Annotated in this window: 21 protein-coding genes and 1 tRNA gene; 20 read left to right on the top strand and 2 right to left on the bottom strand. The window is 42.6% G+C overall.

Annotation, left to right across the window (positions count from 1 at the left end):
- Window positions 1–673: 673 nt before the first annotated feature.
- The 12 genes from rpmH to MHH52_RS28790 all read left to right on the top strand — a co-directional run bounded on the left by rpmH (window position 674) and on the right by MHH52_RS28790 (window position 12,397).
- The gene (rpmH, locus tag MHH52_RS28845) at window positions 674–808 is read left to right on the top strand and encodes a 50S ribosomal protein L34 (protein WP_313641652.1); all 135 of its coding nucleotides are present in this window, start codon (window positions 674–676) and stop codon (window positions 806–808) included.
- A 391-nt stretch (window positions 809–1,199) separates the two neighbouring features.
- Window positions 1,200–1,550 carry a ribonuclease P protein component gene (gene rnpA / locus MHH52_RS28840; RefSeq protein WP_313639772.1) on the top strand — a complete coding sequence of 117 codons (351 nt, stop codon included), beginning with the start codon at window positions 1,200–1,202 and terminating at the stop codon, window positions 1,548–1,550.
- Window positions 1,551–1,636: 86 nt separating this feature from the next.
- Window positions 1,637–2,506, top strand: coding sequence for a YidC/Oxa1 family membrane protein insertase (locus MHH52_RS28835; RefSeq protein WP_340005911.1), 870 nt, complete (start codon window positions 1,637–1,639; stop codon window positions 2,504–2,506).
- On the top strand, window positions 2,503–3,237 hold the full coding sequence (gene jag / locus MHH52_RS28830) for an RNA-binding cell elongation regulator Jag/EloR (RefSeq protein ID WP_340005910.1): 735 nt from the start codon (window positions 2,503–2,505) through the stop codon (window positions 3,235–3,237). Before MHH52_RS28835 ends, jag begins: the two co-directional genes overlap by 4 nt.
- Window positions 3,238–3,444: 207 nt before the next feature.
- Entirely contained in the window at window positions 3,445–4,821 is a 1,377-nt protein-coding gene (mnmE, locus tag MHH52_RS28825) for a tRNA uridine-5-carboxymethylaminomethyl(34) synthesis GTPase MnmE (RefSeq protein WP_340009873.1), read from the top strand.
- 39 nt (window positions 4,822–4,860) lie between these two features.
- On the top strand, window positions 4,861–6,747 hold the full coding sequence (gene mnmG, locus MHH52_RS28820; protein ID WP_313639745.1) for a tRNA uridine-5-carboxymethylaminomethyl(34) synthesis enzyme MnmG: 1,887 nt from the start codon (window positions 4,861–4,863) through the stop codon (window positions 6,745–6,747).
- A 3-nt stretch (window positions 6,748–6,750) separates the two neighbouring features.
- The gene (rsmG, locus tag MHH52_RS28815) at window positions 6,751–7,476 is read left to right on the top strand and encodes a 16S rRNA (guanine(527)-N(7))-methyltransferase RsmG (protein WP_340005909.1); all 726 of its coding nucleotides are present in this window, start codon (window positions 6,751–6,753) and stop codon (window positions 7,474–7,476) included.
- Between the two features lie 415 nt (window positions 7,477–7,891).
- Window positions 7,892–8,707, top strand: coding sequence for a nucleoid occlusion protein (gene noc / locus MHH52_RS28810; RefSeq protein WP_340009871.1), 816 nt, complete (start codon window positions 7,892–7,894; stop codon window positions 8,705–8,707).
- 213 nt (window positions 8,708–8,920) lie between these two features.
- Window positions 8,921–9,682 carry an AAA family ATPase gene (locus MHH52_RS28805; protein WP_094869725.1) on the top strand — a complete coding sequence of 254 codons (762 nt, stop codon included), beginning with the start codon at window positions 8,921–8,923 and terminating at the stop codon, window positions 9,680–9,682.
- The gene (locus MHH52_RS28800; protein WP_313639748.1) at window positions 9,675–10,517 is read left to right on the top strand and encodes a ParB/RepB/Spo0J family partition protein; all 843 of its coding nucleotides are present in this window, start codon (window positions 9,675–9,677) and stop codon (window positions 10,515–10,517) included. Before MHH52_RS28805 ends, MHH52_RS28800 begins: the two co-directional genes overlap by 8 nt.
- A gap of 198 nt (window positions 10,518–10,715) precedes the next feature.
- Window positions 10,716–11,876, top strand: coding sequence for an aminotransferase class V-fold PLP-dependent enzyme (locus MHH52_RS28795; protein ID WP_340005908.1), 1,161 nt, complete (start codon window positions 10,716–10,718; stop codon window positions 11,874–11,876).
- A gap of 20 nt (window positions 11,877–11,896) precedes the next feature.
- Complete coding sequence (locus MHH52_RS28790; RefSeq protein WP_340005906.1) at window positions 11,897–12,397, top strand: DUF4446 family protein; 501 nt, start codon at window positions 11,897–11,899, stop codon at window positions 12,395–12,397.
- Here MHH52_RS28790 and yyaC read toward each other — a convergent pair.
- Window positions 12,372–12,977, bottom strand: coding sequence for a spore protease YyaC (gene yyaC, locus MHH52_RS28785; RefSeq protein ID WP_340005905.1), 606 nt, complete (start codon window positions 12,975–12,977; stop codon window positions 12,372–12,374). The genes MHH52_RS28790 and yyaC overlap by 26 nt on opposite strands.
- A 118-nt stretch (window positions 12,978–13,095) precedes the next feature.
- On the opposite strand from yyaC, the gene MHH52_RS28780 reads away from it, so the two are divergent.
- The 4 genes from MHH52_RS28780 to MHH52_RS28765 all read left to right on the top strand — a co-directional run bounded on the left by MHH52_RS28780 (window position 13,096) and on the right by MHH52_RS28765 (window position 14,737).
- Window positions 13,096–13,347 carry a DUF3343 domain-containing protein gene (locus MHH52_RS28780; RefSeq protein WP_340005903.1) on the top strand — a complete coding sequence of 84 codons (252 nt, stop codon included), beginning with the start codon at window positions 13,096–13,098 and terminating at the stop codon, window positions 13,345–13,347.
- Between the two features lie 15 nt (window positions 13,348–13,362).
- Entirely contained in the window at window positions 13,363–14,391 is a 1,029-nt protein-coding gene (locus MHH52_RS28775; protein ID WP_340005901.1) for a mechanosensitive ion channel family protein, read from the top strand.
- Entirely contained in the window at window positions 14,391–14,603 is a 213-nt protein-coding gene (locus MHH52_RS28770) for a DUF951 domain-containing protein (protein WP_076132917.1), read from the top strand. The genes MHH52_RS28775 and MHH52_RS28770 overlap by 1 nt, the downstream gene beginning before the upstream one ends.
- A gap of 43 nt (window positions 14,604–14,646) precedes the next feature.
- A tRNA-Ser gene (locus MHH52_RS28765) sits at window positions 14,647–14,737 on the top strand.
- 467 nt (window positions 14,738–15,204) lie between these two features.
- On the opposite strand, the gene MHH52_RS28760 is transcribed toward MHH52_RS28765, so the two are convergent.
- A complete protein-coding gene (locus tag MHH52_RS28760) occupies window positions 15,205–15,402 on the bottom strand; it encodes a YjzC family protein (protein ID WP_042131720.1) in 198 nt (65 codons plus the stop codon).
- A 216-nt stretch (window positions 15,403–15,618) separates the two neighbouring features.
- On the opposite strand from MHH52_RS28760, the gene rpsF reads away from it, so the two are divergent.
- From rpsF to MHH52_RS28740, 4 genes are all read left to right on the top strand, one after another.
- A complete protein-coding gene (gene rpsF, locus MHH52_RS28755) occupies window positions 15,619–15,903 on the top strand; it encodes a 30S ribosomal protein S6 (RefSeq protein WP_036677776.1) in 285 nt (94 codons plus the stop codon).
- A gap of 48 nt (window positions 15,904–15,951) precedes the next feature.
- Window positions 15,952–16,458 (top strand): single-stranded DNA-binding protein, encoded by a 507-nt coding sequence (gene ssb, locus MHH52_RS28750; protein ID WP_313639754.1) that lies wholly within the window; start codon window positions 15,952–15,954, stop codon window positions 16,456–16,458.
- A 21-nt stretch (window positions 16,459–16,479) separates the two neighbouring features.
- Window positions 16,480–16,752, top strand: coding sequence for a 30S ribosomal protein S18 (gene rpsR / locus MHH52_RS28745; RefSeq protein ID WP_036651767.1), 273 nt, complete (start codon window positions 16,480–16,482; stop codon window positions 16,750–16,752).
- Window positions 16,753–17,315: 563 nt separating this feature from the next.
- Window positions 17,316–19,268: a DNA mismatch repair protein MutS gene (locus MHH52_RS28740; protein ID WP_340005898.1), complete on the top strand. Its 1,953-nt coding sequence runs from the start codon at window positions 17,316–17,318 to the stop codon at window positions 19,266–19,268.
- Window positions 19,269–19,433 lie beyond the last annotated feature (165 nt).

The following is a 19,433-nucleotide window of genomic DNA, read 5'->3' as shown; positions in this document are numbered from 1 at the left end:
AGACTGTCACTCCTTTAAATCTTCCAAATGTGGCATCAGCCATGAAGTGGAAATGTCGAAGAAAATAGGTTGGTGCTGATATTTATCCCCAGTAGGCAATATGAAGAGACAAAAAAATATGGATAAATTTGATTTGTTCACAACTTTATCCACAGCTTGTTGATAATTAAGAGAACAAACAAATCTATTCACATTTAAAAGTAATACCATCATAGCAAAACGCCCCTTATTTTTCAATGAGCAGGGCTATTTTATCCACAAATTCAAGCACTTGTGTACAATTATTAGGAACACCACTACATATTGTTGATAATTTGTTTACGGTTCGACACTTTACGCCAAAGCTTCGATAATTTTATACACAGGTTGTGCTCATCTGTGAGTAGTCGACTTTGTTTTTTGATCACAGGTGGATAACTGTCATATCTTGTGGATTACTTTTTTTCTAATGGGAGTTGTGGATAAGCAGCTTGAATTAGAGGGAGGGTCTGGAGCCACCAGTAGGTTGACTTTTGCGCATAAAATATGTTTAAATATATAAAGGTGTTTTCTGTAAGGATATGTCTCGATAATTAATTGATGATTCATGTAGATACTGTCCCTACTATAAGGACGGCTTAGTCCGTTTCTGCTTATATGACAGTAATTAAGTTCCTGTAAGGGAGGTGCAATTATGAGACCGACGTTTAGACCGAATGTGAGCAAACGCAAGAAGGTTCACGGTTTCCGTAAAAGAATGAGCACGAAAAACGGCCGTAGAGTGCTGGCAGCTCGCCGCTTGAAAGGCAGAAAAGTTTTGAGTGCGTAAGTTAGGCCACTAAGGGACCACTCCGGTGGTCTTTTTTTACTGCTTTTTATTATTTTTTGCTCTGCAAACGACTAGGATCTCGCTTAATGCGCTAGCTACACTTTGCGGGGCTATTTAACGTATATACAGAATTATTTTGAAATATAAGAAAGTATAAGTTTCACGTTATACATTATCCTTATATTTCTCGCATAAACACTCACCGTCCTTATAAGGACGCCGAAGGCGTTTATACTTGTGAGAAGTTGAAATTATTTTTCTTTCTATAATATAGAGGAGAAATTTCAGCACAGTAGTCGCGGTCGTTTATGGCGACTTCCAAATGACTATACTATTAGAAGAAAAAAATTCGGAAGGACACTTTAACCGGATTTTTATGAAGGAGATTCCCGTGCACAAAAGTCTACGATTACGAAACCGTGCCGACTTCAGTCGCGTATACCGCCATGGGAAGTCATTTGCGAATCATCAATTTGTAGTGTATTGGTTTAGCAAAAAAGAGGTAGAGCGTTTTAGAGTTGGGGTGTCGGTAAGCAAAAAGGTCGGAAACGCGGTTGTCCGTAACCGCATGAGAAGGTTGGTTAAGGAAATCGTCCGTCATCATGAACCTGAAATTGCAGGTGGACTTGATATGGTGTTTATCGTAAGAAAAGGGGCGCTTTCCAAGGAATATGGAGAGCTCGAAAAAAGCGTGTTGCATGTACTGCGCAAAGCCAAGCTACTCAAGGCTTCCCGCAAATAAAGGACGCTCAAGAGGCTTGTTTATTTGTATTCATTATTATGGTATGATTTACGGTGGAATGGAATGTTCAAGAGAGGGGTTTTGAAGTGTCTCTAATGAAGACTAGACGGGGAAAATGGTTTCTCCTCATCACAGTAATGGTGTTGTCGTTAGCTGTTCTGTCGGGATGCGCTCCGTCGTCAACTGCTGTCACGCACACCACGGAGGATTTGAAGAATGGAGGTTTCTGGCAAAGTAATGTAGTGTATTATTTCGCCATTGCCTTGGACAAGTTTGCAGATTGGTTTAACGGAGAATATGGTTTAGCCGTACTTGTGATGGTTATTATTGTCCGCACGTTGATTCTTCCGCTTACTATTAAACAGGTGAAGAGCTCGCGTGCAATGCAAGCCATACAACCGGAACTCCAAAAGATCCAGAAAAAATATAAAGACACACCTGAAAAGGTGCAGCAAGAAACGATGCGTTTGTTCCAAGAGAACAAGGTTAATCCAATGGCGGGTTGTTTACCGCTGATCGTACAAATGCCAATATTTATTGCTCTCTACAATTCGATTTACTATAATCCTCATCTACGGGAGCATTCCTTCTTGTGGCTGGAGCTAGGTAAACCGGATCATCTGTTTATCTTGCCAGTGCTTGCAGCATTAACTACATTTATACAAACTAGAATGATGACTAAAATGAACCCAATGCAGCAGCAGGGTCCGATGCAGTTCATGATGATGATCTATCCAGTTCTGATTTTCGTTATGTCCTACAACTTCCCGTCAGCATTGCCACTATACTGGGTATACAGCAACATTTACACTATTGTTCAGAACTATTTCTTATATCGCAACAACGATAAACACAAATTGGCAATCGCAAGTGCTGTGAAAAGTACAGATGACTCAACTGTTGTGAAGAGCAAAGGCGGCAGTAAATCATCGAAGGGAGCCAAAAAGTCAAAATGAGCAAAGTCGTCGCAACAGGGAAAACCATTGAAGAAGCTGTAGAACGGGGACTAACCCAGCTTGGAGTTCAAAAGGACCGGGTAACGGTCAACGTACTTGAGCAGCCATCAAGAGGATTCCTGGGATTGATCGGTGCGAAAGGTGCCAAGGTTGAGTTAACCTTGATATCCGAAGCCGCACCGGCATCAGCGGCGAGTGCTCCGTCACTGCCTCAGCAGTCAACAAGAGAGAGCAAACAGGAGGCTAACGGCGGTGTGCCACGCCAAGATTCCGGACAACCGGTGGAGGAAGCTTACCAAGAAGCCGTTCATTTCATTGTGGATGTCGCTAAGAGCATGGGGCTCGAAGTGGAAGTCGAAATCGTCCACACCAAGGAATCCACGATTCTGCAGATATCAGGTCCAGATCTAGGACTGTTGATTGGTAGAAGAGGACAAACACTCGATGCTCTGCAGTATTTGGCTAATATCGTAGCTAACCGTTACTCCGACAGTTTTATACGGCTTGTGCTAGATGCGGAGAACTTCCGTGAGCGCCGTAAAAAAACTCTCGAAGAGCTGGCTGATCGTTTAGCAGGTCGTGTCATTCGGACCCGTAAAGAGGTTGTATTAGAGCCGATGTCACCTCAGGAGCGGAAAATTATTCACTCCAGATTACAGGATCATCGGCAGGTGAATACCCTTAGTAAGGGCGAAGAGCCGAATCGCCGCGTCGTTATAACTTTGAAGTAAGACTATATGGATGCAATGACTCCTTGACCAATGTAAGGGGTCATTGCTTTTTTAAAAATATAAGAATTTATATGTTGCACGCTATAAATTTTCTTTATATTTCTCGCTTAAACGCTTACCGTCCTTATAGGGACGCTGAAGGCATTTATACTTGAAATACAAGACCGTTTCTATTCAAAAAATATACGTTTTGGGGTGAAAAACAGCATGCTTAGTGACACCATTGCTGCCGTATCGACGGCATTAGGCGAGGGAGGAATTGCTATTATTCGGGTAAGTGGCCCCCAGGCTATTTCCCAAGTGGCACCATTATTTCGTAGCCGTATTCCATTAACTGAAGCAGAATCACATACCGTTCATTACGGACATATCGTTAGTCCGGATAACGGAGAGAAGATGGAAGAAGTACTAGTAACCGTAATGAAGGGCCCACGTTCTTTTACGACCGAGGATGTAGTAGAGATCAGTGCTCATGGTGGTGTAATCTCTGTAAGAAGGGTGATGGATTTACTTCTTCAGCAGGAGATAAGGTTAGCCGAGCCCGGTGAGTTCACCAAGCGTGCTTTCTTGGGCGGACGTATTGATTTATCACAGGCTGAAGCGGTTATTGATTTAATTCGATCGAAGTCGGATCGAGCTTTTTCAGTGGCTTTAAAGCAGGTCAGCGGGTCCTTATCGGATCGAATTCATGCTTTGCGCCATACACTTATTGAGATGCTGGCTCATATCGAAGTAAATATAGATTATCCAGAACATGATGTAGAATCTATGACAGCTGAATTTATTAAAGATAAAAGCAGTGAAGTTATGGAAGGAATCACAAAGCTGCTTAAGACTTCTAATGAAGGAAAAATACTTCGCGAGGGTATAACGACAGCTATAGTCGGACGTCCCAATGTTGGTAAATCTTCATTGCTGAACGCATTAGCACGTGATAACAAAGCGATTGTAACGGATATTCCCGGAACAACACGCGATGTAATAGAAGAATATATAACGATAAACAATATTCCGCTTAAGCTTCTTGATACGGCTGGAATTCGTGAAACGATGGATGTAGTGGAGAAGATTGGTGTGGAACGCTCTAAAGCAGCAGTTAGTGATGCGGACCTGATTCTTCTTGTGCTAAACGCTAATGAAGAGCTGCATAAGGATGAATTGGCATTGATGGAACAAATCCACGGTAGACAATGTCTGGTGATCATGAATAAAATGGACTTACCATCCAAACTGGATAAGGATAAGCTGCGCTCATTCTTTGATGAGTCCAGCATCGTACCGATGTCCGTACTGGAAGAGGAAGGTCTAGACAAACTTGAAGATGCCATTTCGACACTTTTTTTTGGCGGGAAGCTGGAATCGGGTGACTTGACATATGTAAGTAATGTGAGACATATAGCACTGCTTAAAAAAGCCTATAAATCGCTACAGGATGCATACCAGGCCGCGGAACAGTATATTCCGATTGATATGATTCAAATCGATGTACGGCTCGCATGGGAACAACTTGGTGAAATTATTGGCGATACAGCAGCGGACTCGTTGTTAGACCAAATATTCTCACAATTTTGTTTAGGAAAATAGCATTTGCATTTTAATATAATATATAGGGGGAAACAGGACATGAGTTATGATGGAGGCAGCTATGACGTAATCGTCATTGGCGCTGGTCATGCCGGTTGTGAGGCAGCACTGGCGTCAGCCCGGATGGGCTGCAGCACGTTGATGATCACAATTAACCTGGATATGGTTGCATTCATGCCCTGCAATCCGTCCATAGGCGGACCTGCCAAAGGACATGTAGTGCGCGAGATTGATGCGCTCGGCGGAGAAATGGGCCGTAATATAGATAAGACTTTTATTCAACTTCGTATGCTTAACACAGGGAAGGGACCTGCGGTACATGCATTGCGTGCACAAGCCGATAAGTTCCTGTACCAACATGCGATGAAGGAAACCATGGAGAGAACTCCTAATTTGACTCTTCGTCAAGGAATGGTTGAGCGATTAATTGTTGAGGATGGACGTTGTGCGGGTGTAATTACGAAGACAGGAACGGAATACCATAGTAAGACTGTTATCCTGACTACAGGCACTTACCTGCGTGGTAAAGTGATTATGGGTGAACTGACGTATGAGAGCGGACCTAACAATCAGCAGCCGTCCGTTAAACTCTCCGAGCATTTGCGCGAGCTTGGATTTGAATTGGTGCGGTTTAAGACAGGTACACCACCGCGTGTACACCGCGATACGATTGATTTCTCGAAGACCGAAATTCAACCGGGGGATGATGAACCGAAATTCTTTTCTTTTGAAACGAAATCATCAGACAATGAACAACTCCCTTGTTGGTTAACGTATACTTCTGAGGTTACTCATCAGATCATTAATGATAACCTTCATCGTGCTCCGATGTTTACAGGTATTATTGAAGGAACAGGGCCACGCTACTGCCCATCTATAGAAGATAAGGTAGTAAGATTTAGTGATAAATCGAAACACCAGATCTTTTTGGAGCCAGAAGGTAAAAATACATCGGAGTACTATGTACAAGGTCTGTCTACGAGTCTTCCCGAAGATGTTCAGCTTGCGATTCTTCGTTCAATTCCTGGTATGGAAAAAGTAGAAATGATGCGTAATGGCTATGCTATTGAATATGATGCAATGGTTCCTACGCAGCTATGGCCATCTCTTGAAACTAAACGTCTTCCTGGTCTGTTCACTGCCGGACAAATTAATGGTACCTCAGGTTATGAGGAAGCAGCTGGGCAAGGGGTTATGGCTGGTATTAATGCAGCACGTAAAGTACAAGATAAAGAACCTGTAGTATTGGATCGTTCACAGGGGTACATTGGTGTACTCATTGATGATCTTGTTACTAAGGGAACAAATGAACCGTATCGCCTGCTTACTTCACGAGCGGAATATCGTTTGCTGCTCCGTCATGACAATGCAGACTTGCGACTCACGCCTATTGGCTACGATATTGGATTGATACCTCAAGCGCGTTTCGAAAACTTTGTAGATAAGAAGGAACGGGTGGAACGTGAAATTGTTCGCCTACAAGAGACGAAGGTTAAACCTGTCGAGGTAAATCATATCCTAGCGCAATATGAATCCGCGCCTATTGTTGACGGTAGTAATTTACTTGTTCTGATGCGTCGTCCAGAGCTTGATTATAGTTTTGTAGATCAAGTCTCACCATCACCTGAAATGCTAGACGCAGAAATGAAGGAACAAGTAGAAATCCAAATCAAATATGCTGGATATATCGAAAAGCAACTCCAACATGTTGAACGGCTACAAAAGATGGAAAAGAAAAAAATACCGGATGATATTAACTATAACGAGATTCATGGTTTGGCAATGGAAGCACGGCAGAAACTTACCAAAATACGTCCTATCTCCATAGGTCAGGCTTCCCGGATTTCCGGAGTAACACCTGCTGATATTTCCATTCTTCTCGTATATCTCGAGCATTACAACCGGGTAACTGCGGCGAAAGGATAATCTATGGATAATACGGAAGTTCAATTCACACAGCTTTTACAGGAACGAGGCATTACACTTACAGCAGAACAATTAGAGCAATTCGATCTCTACTATAAAGAACTCGTATCCTGGAATGAAAAAATGAATCTCACTGGAATAACTGAGCGCGAGCAGGTATATACCAAACATTTTTATGATTCGATCTCACTAGCTTTTTTTCTTAATATCAATGAGATAAACAATCTAGCTGATATCGGTTCGGGAGCTGGGTTTCCAGGGATACCTCTTAAAATTTGTTTTCCACATTTGAAGCTGACGATCATTGATTCACTGAGTAAAAGAATCTCTTTTCTGCAGCATGTCTGTACTAAATTAAAGTTAACTGATGTTCAATTGATTCATGGTCGTGCGGAGGATATTGCCCGGCAGTTCACTCATCGCGACGCCTATGACTTGGTTACTGCACGTGCAGTGGCTAGATTATCCTTGCTAAACGAGTTTTGTCTTCCTTTTACACGTAAAGATGGAGTTTTTGCTGCCATGAAGGGAAACGATCCTTCTGAAGAATTAAGTGAGGCAAAGTACAGTTTGAAGGAACTTCGTGCTCAACTTGGTAAAGTAGAGTCGTTCAGTTTGCCTGTGGAAGAGTCGGCTCGACATATTGTCATTATTCGTAAGACAGGTGCAACTCCTGCTAAGTATCCACGAAAAGCGGGAATTCCTTCCAAAACACCGCTAATCAAATAATGTTTCACGTGAAACATTATAGATAGGCAAACATATTAAAGATCATCCTCTATGTTTAAGGAGGGTGATCTTTTTTTGAGAAAAATCACGATGACGATCACAACTAAACGTTAATTTAATGATAAACTAGATTCATATGATTATAGAGCGAGTATGTCCATGAAAATGCAGGAAAAATAGGTCTTTACGGAGAATATGATTATGTACAGAAAAGTGATAGAATAGCATAGTAGACTTTTAATTTTGTATATAACTCCTTCTCTGTACTCTTGTTCGAAAGAAGGAGAGATTATGATGCCTGATAGCATCAGGTGATTTCATAATATCAGAATGTTTTTTATTGCTGTACGATACGCTTTCCGAGAAGAAGGTCAAGAAGATCGTACTATAACGAAATTAGGTGGTTATGAACGGAATGAAAGAACAATTCACCAAGCTATTTGGATTTAACGAGCGGAGCAGCGGAGAAGAAATTAAACAAATACCAGTTCATGATGTCATTAGCAGTCCTTACCAACCACGGACTATATTCGATGACGACAAGATCGATGAATTGTGCCAGACGATTAAAACTCATGGGGTCATTCAACCCATAGTTGTACGTATGCGCGATTCCGTGTATGAGATCATCGCAGGCGAACGGCGCTGGCGCGCGGTTAAAAAGCTTGGTTTAGAGACGATCCCAGCTATTGTTCGTGAATTCAATGATTCGCAGGCCGCATCTATAGCGCTTATAGAAAACTTACAGCGTGAAGGATTGACCTCCATTGAAGAAGCTGTTGCATATCAAAAGTTAATTGATCTTCATCAATTGACTCAAGAGAGCTTGGCGCAACGATTAGGTAAGAGTCAGTCCACCATAGCTAATAAGATTCGCTTACTCCACTTGCCTGAAGAGGTTAAGCAGGCATTGATGGAGCGTCAGATTTCCGAAAGACATGCACGTTCACTATTATCACTAGATAGTGTGGAAATGCAACTGAAGGTCTTGGCAGAGATCATTGCAAAAGGACTGAATGTTAAACAGACGGAAGCTCGCATTGCTTTCTACAAACAAGTCTCACAAACTAAAAAATCCAAACGGGTCTCCTATACCAAGGATGTTCGTCTAGCTCTTAATACAATTCGTCAATCTATTGATATGGTGTCAGGCTCAGGTATGGAAATCAAAACGTCAGAAAATGACCGCGGTGACCATTACGAGATTGTAATCCAAATCCCCAAAAGATAAATTGTTTCAAAAGCTGAAGGCGGCCTTGAGGTGATTGGCCGCCTTTTGTGTGACTAGAACCGGGATGAGTTGGCCAGACCTATAATTGAAAGTTCCAGTATAATAGTCGTCTGTATTTTTCACAAAGTGTGACGCTATAATAAAAAAAGCGTCAGGAATATTTGTACTTGCGATCTACGAGAAGATTCTTCCTAACTATTCGAGGTGAAATAAGTGTCCAAGATTATTGCCATAGCAAATCAAAAAGGCGGTGTCGGTAAAACAACAACCTCCGTGAACCTAGGTGCCGGTATGGCTACATTAGGAAAAAGAGTGCTTCTAGTTGATATCGATCCTCAAGGTAACACTACTAGCGGCGTTGGCATCAACAAGGCGGACGTGGCGAATTGTATATATGACATTCTTATAAATGAGGTAAATCCTCTAGAAACAATACTGGAAACTCAAAATGAAGGACTGCATATCATTCCGGCGACGATTCAATTGGCAGGTGCGGAGATCGAATTGGTATCGACGATTTCCAGAGAACTAAAGCTAAAGAAGGCGCTGAATGCGGTTAAAAACAATTATGATTATATTATCATTGATTGTCCTCCTTCACTTGGGATTTTGACAATCAATTCCCTTACAGCAGCTGATTCTGTAATCATCCCGATCCAGTGTGAGTATTATGCGCTTGAGGGTTTGAGTCAACTTTTAAACACCGTTCGTCTAGTGCAAAAAAATCTCAACCCGCATCTGAAGATAGAGGGAGTACTATTAACTATGCTTGATGCCCGGACCAACCTGGGAATTCAAGTGATTGAAGAGGTTAAGAAGTATTTCCAAGAAAAAGTGTATAGAACCATTATTCCTCGGAATGTCCGGTTAAGTGAAGCGCCGTCACATGGGCAATCCATTATTACTTATGATCCTCGCTCTAAAGGAGCAGAAGTGTATTTAGAGTTGGCAAAGGAAGTGATTTCTTATGAGTAAACGTTTAGGAAAGGGTCTGGATGCGCTGATTCCATCTTTATCTATTAACGAAGATGATAAGGTAGTTGAGATCCCTTTAGGTCAACTACGTGCTAATCCATATCAACCACGCAAAGATTTTAATGAAGAGGCGATCCAAGAACTGGCTGAATCTATCAGACAACACGGTGTGATTCAACCGATCATTGTACGTAGCGTATTGAAGGGATATGAGATCATTGCCGGCGAGCGTAGATTCCGAGCTTCGCAATATTGTGGCAAAGCTACAATTCCAGCAGTCGTTAGAAATCTCAGTGATCAACAGGTCATGGAGATTGCCTTAATTGAGAACTTGCAACGGGAAAACTTAAATGCGATGGAAATCGCAGTGGCTTATCAAGGTCTGATGGATCAATTTTCGCTTACACAGGAAGAACTATCGCTTAAGGTGGGAAAGTCCAGATCGCATATTGCCAATTTCCTAAGATTACTTGCTTTACCTGAAGAAGTAAAAGAACATGTTTCACGTGGAACAATGTCGATGGGGCATGCGCGGGCAATTGTTGCTTTGAAGGATCCGGAAGTGATTAAACAACTGGCTGAACAATGTGTGGAACAACAGTGGAGTGTAAGAGAGCTAGAAGAAACGGTGAAGAACCTGGACCGAAAACCCACAAACGGAGTTAAGGTTAAAGTTGTTAAACGTGATCCCTATATTAATAATGTAGAGGAAGTATTACGTGAACGTTTCAAAACCACGGTGAAGATAAAGCAAGGTAAGGAAAAAGGGAAGATCGAACTGAATTACTACAGTGCTCAGGACTTAGAAAGATTGTTGGAATTATTGGGTAACTAAATGGGTATCTATGCCAAGAACATATCCTGAGATATCCTTAATCGGATAAGCAAGGGTATGTTTTTTTGGAATATAAGAATGTATAAGTTACACGCTATACATTATCCTTATATTTTTGCGAGAAACGGTTGTCATCAATAAAGGATGATATCGTCGTTTCATTTTAACGAAAAAGAGTGTTAGACGAGGAGCGGGGTTATGGAAGACTTCGTATATCTAGATCATGCGGCTACCTCGTGGCCTAAACCTCCGGAGGTTGCAGCTGCGATGATGAATGCTCTACAGTCAGGAGCAAATGCTGGCAGAGGTAATTACTCGCTGGCAATGGGAAGTGGCCGAGTGTTAGTAAGGACGCGGAGTGCGCTGGCTGAATTGTTCGGTGTATCTAATGCGCAGGATATAGCTTTTACCCATAATACTACGATGAGTTTGAATATGGCGATAAGAGGGACGCTTAAAGCTGGAGATCACGTGATTTCAACAATGACAGAACATAATTCTGTGCGGCGGCCACTGGAATATCTGCGTAAGACTCTTGGGATAAACGTCGATTATCTGAAAGTAGATCAAGAAGGACAATTGGATTTACACGAACTCGAAAAAACTTTTCGACCAAATACCAAAATGTTGATCTGTAATCACAGCTCCAATTTACTTGGGAGTATACTACCTATTGGTGATATTGGCGATATCGTTAAATCGCATGGTGCTGTATTTCTGGTGGATGCTGCTCAAAGCGCAGGTTCACTTGATATTGATGTTAAAAAAATGAATATCGACTTGTTGGCTTTCCCGGGGCATAAAGGGCTGCTTGGACCACAAGGTACCGGTGGACTTTATATATCGCCAGAATTGGATCTCGAACCCTTAATGCATGGAGGAACTGGCAGTCAGTCAGAAAATAGTGATCAACCCTCTGTTCGTCCAGATCGGTATGAGGCGGGAACACAAAATACGGTAGGGATTGCCGGTTTACTAGCAGGTGTTCAAAAGGTAAAATCTTTAGGGACGAGTATTATCCATGAAAGAGAGTGGGCATTAACTCAAAGACTGATAGAGGGGTTGTCCCACATCTCAGGCGTTAGATTATTAGGACCCTCACTAGGGGCTCCGAGAACCGGGATTGTATCGTTTGTAGTGGATGGAGAAGAATCGGCGAATATTGCTCACCGTCTAGATCGTGATTATAAAATAGCAGTCAGAGCGGGTATGCATTGTACCCCTTTGGCACATAAGGCTGTTGATACGTTAGAGAGTGGTGCTGTTCGGGCGAGTGTAGGCGTAGATACGACAGAGCATAATATAAGCAGAATGCTGGCTGCTATGGATGAGTTATATGGCGATGCCCGCGGCAGATAAATAAAAAGGATGGTCCATTCATGTCTGAAATGAATCAATTAATTAGTGAGCAGTTGCAGTGGTTTGTGTTTGCTTTTACAGTAATTATGTTGGTACTGGTAATCACTGTGATCGCCCAGGGGGCTAAGCTACGTGCTATGCGGCGTAAATATGAGGCCATGATGGCTGGGAGCGGTGTGGAGGATCTGGAAGGCCTTCTGATTGATCTGAAGAACCAAAGCGACATGCTGGAAGAAGAACAACGTGAACAAAAGGTCGTATTGGAAGCTACTCAAACTAGAATGCGTGGCATGAAGTCCAATATCGCTCTGAAGCGTTATAATGCCTTTGGAGAACGTGGCAATGATCTGAGTTTCTCAGTTGCTATACTGGATGCCAACAGCAGTGGTATTGTATTAACCAGTCTTCATAATCGTGAGAATTCTTACATTTACTCAAAACCTATGCAGAACGGGGAGTCACAATATGTCCTATCACCTGAAGAAAAAGAAGTTGTTACTCTCGCGTTGCAGCGGACCTAGCATGAAGATTCCATTGCTTTAAGGCAGAATATAGACTCGTAGCAATAATATCAGATAATCGCATGACTAAACTTAATCGCGTGTTCTGCAATACGAAATACTCCATAAAGCCGCCGACATTAACGATTCCAGTCAAGTGGATATCACCTACCGGCGGCAATTGTTTATTTACGCCAGCTCCTGGTCTCAAAGGCCCTTCAACGACTTGGATGCAGCCGACACTAGTAGAATGACCTAAGCAAGCATCTATACCGATGATGAAGGGGCTACTATATCTTTCATTGATTAGAGATAAAGTTTCTTCAAGGTTAACGGCATGGACAGGCTCTTCAAGAGTGCCGTATAAATGAAAAAGTGGACTATGAAAACGAGATAATGCAGTACCAACAAGAGGACCAAGAGAGTCTCCTGTGGATCGATCCGTACCTACACAAATGACGACAATCTGAGTCTCCGGGCGTGTGCGTGAAAAGTGGAAAAGTAGACGGTGGGTAATCGCGGAATAGATATCGGGATCTGTATGTGATATTTTTAAACAGGACGTTTCTTGCGCTGATGTAGCTTTGGATGAAAAGTTCATACCATCTTCCTTTCTGAAGCTGATTCTATTTGATGGTATCTAGTATATGGATAGAAGAGGGGTTTTATACTACCGCAGCAAGAGATAGGACGATAAACCTATGGGAGGCGTAACGTATATGCAGGAAGAGATGTTAATCGCGTTTGACTCTACCCAGCAGGCGCTTCGTGCTGAAATGCTGCTTGAGTATGCGGGAATTGAAATTGATATATTTCCAACTCCGAAAGAGATTACGGCAGGTTGCGCGATATCGATTCAGTTTTATCAAAGTGCGCTGGGAGAGGTACAGAAGATTGTAACTGAGCAGAATATCGAAATACGTGGCATTTACGGAAAAAACAACGAGAATTACATACTGATAGAGGGATAGGGAGGATTACATGATATGAACATGTGGATATTGGAGGTTACTACAGCCGCTGATGCAGTTAAGGGCGCCCTACGATTCAAAGATACAGTGTGGAATTGGGTTACTGATACAGCGATGTGGGCTGACGTACTATTCTCGGGTCTGCGGATTCTTCTTATTTTTCTCTTAACCCGGATTGTTATTAAGGTCGTCTACAATGTAATTGATCGTTCGCTTGAACGCAAAACTGGTGGTAGATTAATGTCTAATACAAGAAGGTTTACCACAGTAGGTGAATTGATGAAGAATGTAGTGACTTTTATCTGCAATTTTGTAATGATCATGCTCATCTTATCTGAGTTTAATTTCGATTTGGCACCTTTGTTAGCGGGTGCAGGCGTACTAGGACTTGCGGTAGGTTTTGGGGCTCAGAGTTTGGTGAAGGATGTTATTACAGGGTTCTTTATTATTTTGGAGGACCAATTTGCGGTTGGTGATGTGATTCAGACGGGTACTTATAAAGGAACTGTAGAATTAATCGGATTGCGAACAACCAGATTGCTAAGTACTACTGGTGAGGTATTTATTATCCCTAATGGCTTAATTACGAACGTGACCAACTATTCTCTTTCCAACGCTTTGGCTGTAGTTGATGTTCCGGTGAAAATGGAGCGAAGCCTAGAGGCTACACTTGGATTAATTGGAGAGGCGCTAAAAGGGATAGAAGAGCGTAACTCCAATGTGCTTGCTTACCCCAATGTGCTCGGCATACAGTCCATGAGTACTTCGGAATATGTGATTCGTATAGCGGCCAGCTGTTCACCTAATGCAAGAGATGCAGCGGAAAGACAAATTCAAAATGACATTAAACAGGCATTAGAGAAACAGAGCATGCTGGAACAGGCCCAAGCTGAAGAGGAAGTGCGTAAGAAGGCAGAAGCAGAGGCAAAGGCTGAATTGGATCTTGAAAAGATAGAAAATGCACTAGAAGTGACTGAGTCGCCAAACACTGGATCAAGACGGCAGATCGCAGCTACACAAGAAGGAGAAGAGGGGGAAGAATAGTGGAACGTAAAGTTTTTCAGCTTGGGGATATTGTGCAGATGAAGAAGCAACATCCTTGCGGATCTAATGAGATGGAGATTATTCGTATGGGAATGGATATTCGAATTAAGTGTACAGGCTGTCAGCATAGTGTTCTGATTCCCCGTGCCAAATTCGAGAAGAATATGAAGAAGGTACTGCGTTCTGTAGAGGGAAATACAGACAATAATTAAGCTTGCAAATGGCATGTCTGCATGATACAATTATTTTTGCTGCGGAGAGGTACCCAAGAGGCCCAAGGGGGCTGACTCGAAATCAGTTAGGCGTGTCACAGCGTGCGTGGGTTCGAATCCCACCCTCTCCGCCACTTCAGCATAATATAACTTTTAATGAATCCTTCGTTCCTGTAACGGAGGTTTTTTTGTGTCTATAATAGCCGTTGAACGGAATATACAACGCAAAAAGAAGGGCCCTTTCGGGTCCTTCTTCAGGAGGCAGTACATCAATGATGTTGGAATTTCTCTGTAAATAGCGACTAAAGTGATTTAGGCGTTGCTGAGGTTAATGCTTTTTTAAGGCAATAACCCACTACTCTTCCCAGCTTACAATAGATGCTGAATCAGATCTCCTGTGATTGTGTTCGTCTACGACGGCCAACGGAACCACACCTCTCTTTTGTACTGCCTAAGTATAGTATGTGCAGTGTCATTTTTTTTATACACATCTTATTTTAAAATATAAGGATTTATATGTTTCACTTCATCAATCATCCTTATATTTCTCGTTTAAAGGCTTTCCATCCATATAAGGACGCCGAAAGCGTTTATGCTTGAATTAATGTACACGTGCTTTTTCAACCTTTTTCCACTTTCGATTTTTGTTGGTGGTTTCGGGGAAGGTGTCCCCTTTTTCCATCTTGATGTGCTGTGGATTCGAAATCTCAGTATGGAAGCTTCGCGCTTCGCCTACCTCTGTGTACATGCCTGGATTGGGAGCCTTGTCGCCTTCTTCATATTCCGTCTTCTCACCCATCATTATTCCTCCTTTTTTAGTGTAGATGAATTCGTTAATTATTGTGCTCAGGTAGTGATTTTTTCATGTAAAAAGAGGGCGAAGAGTTGTCCTGTATTAATATTGCTTGCACTCTGCTGTTCATTTTGGTATATTAATCAGGTGCGAGTCTATGTTTGTGCTCGTTCCTTGCTCCTGACGTGATTAGGGGCCTCAGACCATAAGGAGGTGAAAATTATGCGCAAATATGAAGTGATGTACATTATTCGTCCTGACATTGAACAAGAAGCCGTTCAAGCAGCAGTCGATAAATTCCAAGGCATCATCTCCAATGGCGGGGAAATTACAAAGCACGAAGTGCAAGGTAAACGCCGTCTTGCGTATGAGATCAAGAAATTCCGTGATGGCGTTTATGTTTTGGTTAACTTCAATGCAGAACCTGCAGTAGTTACTGAATTAGAACGTCTTATGAAGATTTCTGACGAAGTTATTCGTTATCTCATTACGAACGACGTTGCTTAAGATCTTGACAAGCTTTGTAATGAATCGCTCTAAAGGAGGGGACCAGAATTGTTGAACCGTATCATTTTGATCGGACGGTTGACCCGTGACCCGGAACTTCGTTATACTCCCGCTGGTGTTGCCGTAACGCAATTTACGCTAGCCGTAGATCGTAACTTTACGGGCCAGAACGGTGAACGTGAGGCAGACTTCATCCCGGTTGTTACCTGGAGACAGCTAGCAGAAACCTGTGCCAATTACTTGCGCAAAGGTCGTCTGGCAGCAGTGGAAGGACGCATCCAAGTGCGGAATTATGAGAATAACGAAGGCAAACGTGTATACGTAACTGAAGTTATTGCTGATAATGTTCGTTTCCTGGAATCTTCACAGAGCCGTGAAGGTGGAAATACCTCAAGTGGTGCAAGTAGTATGCCTGAAGAGCCAGCATATGGTGGCGGTGGTAACGCTGGACGCGGAAATAACAACAATAATTTCTCGCGTAACAACAATACTCAAGATCCTTTTTCGGGCGATGGTAAACCGATTGATATATCGGATGATGATTTGCCATTTTAATTAGGAAGGACTGAAAAGAATATGGCTTTTAAACCAAGAGAAGGCGCCGACAACGACAAAAGACCGGCACGTCGTGGTGGACGCAACAAGCGTAAAAAAGTTTGCTTTTTCACTGTGAACAAGATTACTCACATTGATTATAAAGATACCGAACTTCTTAAGAAGTTCATCAGCGAACGTGGAAAGATTTTGCCACGTCGTGTAACAGGTACTAGTGCAAAATACCAACGCGCTCTTACCATTGCTGTAAAACGCTCGCGTCAAATCGCGTTGCTTCCTTACACAACGGAATAGGACGTTTTATAAAAGCAGTCGGGAAACCGGCTGCTTTTTTTGTATAGAAAAGGAAGCACCAATTGATGGATAAGTAGTAAAGTCGAATCACTTGGGTGTGAAGTGCTTTTTTACCGTTTGACGCCAGATCTGTAATGTGTTAAATTACAGCTATCCTATAACTAAAGGGGAAATTTTGATGTTGGTGACCGTTCTTAACTAGCAATTTCATAACACTTGATTAGGAAGGCTTTATCAGGCTCGTCTTTTGGCGTTTACGTGCTCTATTTGAGTCCGTCTCGCGCAGAAGTCTGTTATTCCTAACGGTGGATGATTTAGTTAAGAACACACGAAGCGTCATATGGCCTCTTTACGGCTATTGTTCTCTTTGTAATTAACCGTGCTCTTAGAGCACGGTTTTTTTGTTTTTTGGCCATCCTGGCTTTTTTGGGGGCCCATAAAACGTCAGAGAGCATTAGCGTAAAAAGAAGGGCAAGGACTGCCATAGTGGCATTCTTTGCCCTTCTTTGCGTTAGGGAGAATTAGATCTAAAGAATAGTTAGATAATTGAAGGAGGATTTGCTGTGAATTTACAAAGTCTGAACACACTGGAATACGAGATCATTAAAGCCGAACTTGGGCGTCACGCAGTATCTTATGTGGGAAAGAAGGCTGTAGAAGAGCTTACGCCTATGAACAATTTGTCGACGATTCAAAGAGCAATGGAGGAAACCTCTGAAGCTAAAGAACTGCTAGAACGAGGATCAAGTGTACCTATTCCTTCATTAGAGGGTATTGAATGGATCATGTCGTTAATGGGGACTGGATATTTGTACAGTGAGCAAGATTTCACTGCGGTTGCTACATTCCTTAAGAGCTGTAGTCAATTGCGCAAATATATGGCCTCTAAAGAACAAAGTGCTCCACGGATTGCTGCCTATGCTTCCTCACTACTGGAATTAAATCATGTGAGGGAGACTATTGATCGTTGTATTCGTTTTGGTGCGATTGATGATGGGGCTAGCAAGGGGCTAGAGCGAGTTCGTAAAAGGATAGGGGTGGCTAAAGAACGTCTTCATAAAAAAATTGACGGGATCATGTCACGTCATCAGTCGATTCTACAAGAGAATATTTATAGTCAGCGAGGTGGGCGTTACGTTATCCCCGTAAAACGGGAATATCATAAGCAAATAAAGGGATCGGTGCTGGATCAATCCACAAGTGGACAGACGGTGTTTATCGAACCAGATGAGATCGCTGCCCTCCAGATTGAGCTTGATTTGCTATTAGGAGAAGAGGCGCGAGAAGAAGCTGTAATCCTCAGCATGCTGACCAGCTTGGTAGAACAGGAACAGACCGCGCTGCGCCTTAATATCGAAGTTACGGGCACGTATGATTTTATTTTTGCTAAAGCTAAATTTGCACGAACGCTGGGAGCAACTGCTGTTACTCTGAATGCGAGGGGCTTTCTAAGGATGAACGGAGGCAGGCATCCTATGCTGAAGGGCATGATTCCGATAAGTCTGGAGATTGGTAAGGGCTATAAATCCCTCATCATTACAGGCCCGAATACGGGCGGTAAAACTGTGGTTCTCAAAACGCTTGGGCTGCTGACGATCATGGCTCAATCTGGGCTGTTGATTCCGGTCGAGGAGGGTAGCGAGTTTACTGTTTTTACGGATGTGATCAGTGTAATCGGTGACGGGCAAAGTCTGGCACAATCACTGAGTACTTTCTCAGCGCAAATGAAGAGTATAGAGGGGATGCTGAGAGATGCGTCTAAGGGGGTGCTGCTGCTCATTGACGAGCTGGCGGCAGGTACAGATCCCGGGGAGGGCATTGCGCTCTCTATCGCGATTCTGGAAGAGCTGAACCGTAAAGGGGCGAATATTATTGTTACAACACATTTTAATGAGCTAAAAGCTTTTGCAGCTGCGACAACTGGCTTTCAAAACGCACGAATGGAGTTCGATAAAGAGACTCTGCAGCCGTTATACCGCCTGACTATCGGAGAAGCGGGGGAAAGTTATGCACTGCAAATCGCTAAGAAGCTAGGTATCCAGGATGACGTTATAAAGCGATCGTGGCAAATTGTTGAGGCGCAGCAGGAAAGGTTGCAGAAAGGTAGCGGCGAGGCATGGGGGAGCCTTTTTAATAAAGATGTAGAGAAAGGGAATGCTACACTTACAGCAAAGGAACATGAGAATGTAGAAATCGATGCTACTGAATCCATCCGCAACAAGGAGAAGCTGGCCCAATTTGAAATTGGAGATGCAGTCGTTGTAACTTCACTGGGACGAATAGGAATCGTGTATGAGAAGAGAGATAACTTAGGAATGGTCGGAGTAATGATCCAGAAGCAAAAAATGAAAATTAACCATAAGCGTTTGAAGCCTTACCTTTCAAAAGAAGAGCTATATCCGGAGGAATATGACTTTGATATTATTTTTGAGAGTAAGGATACTCGTAAAAAGCGAAAACTGATGCAGCGTAAACATGTTGAGGGTCTGAGGATCACGCATAGGGATGAAGAATAAATTCTAAGGAGGATCTGCCCACGAGGCAGGTCTTTTTTATAGATAAAACGAATTATGTGAATTTCAAGCAGGAGTAAAGGCCTAGAGCTTAGAAGTTATTGTAACCACCGTAAAACTTTGTTACAGTAAAAATATTTATATTCCATAACTTATATGTAGATATAT

The sequence above is a fragment of the Paenibacillus sp. FSL K6-0276 genome, from assembly GCF_037977235.1.
GTDB lineage: Bacteria > Bacillota > Bacilli > Paenibacillales > Paenibacillaceae > Paenibacillus_AQ.
This window is presented reverse-complemented; position numbering and strand designations above follow the sequence as displayed.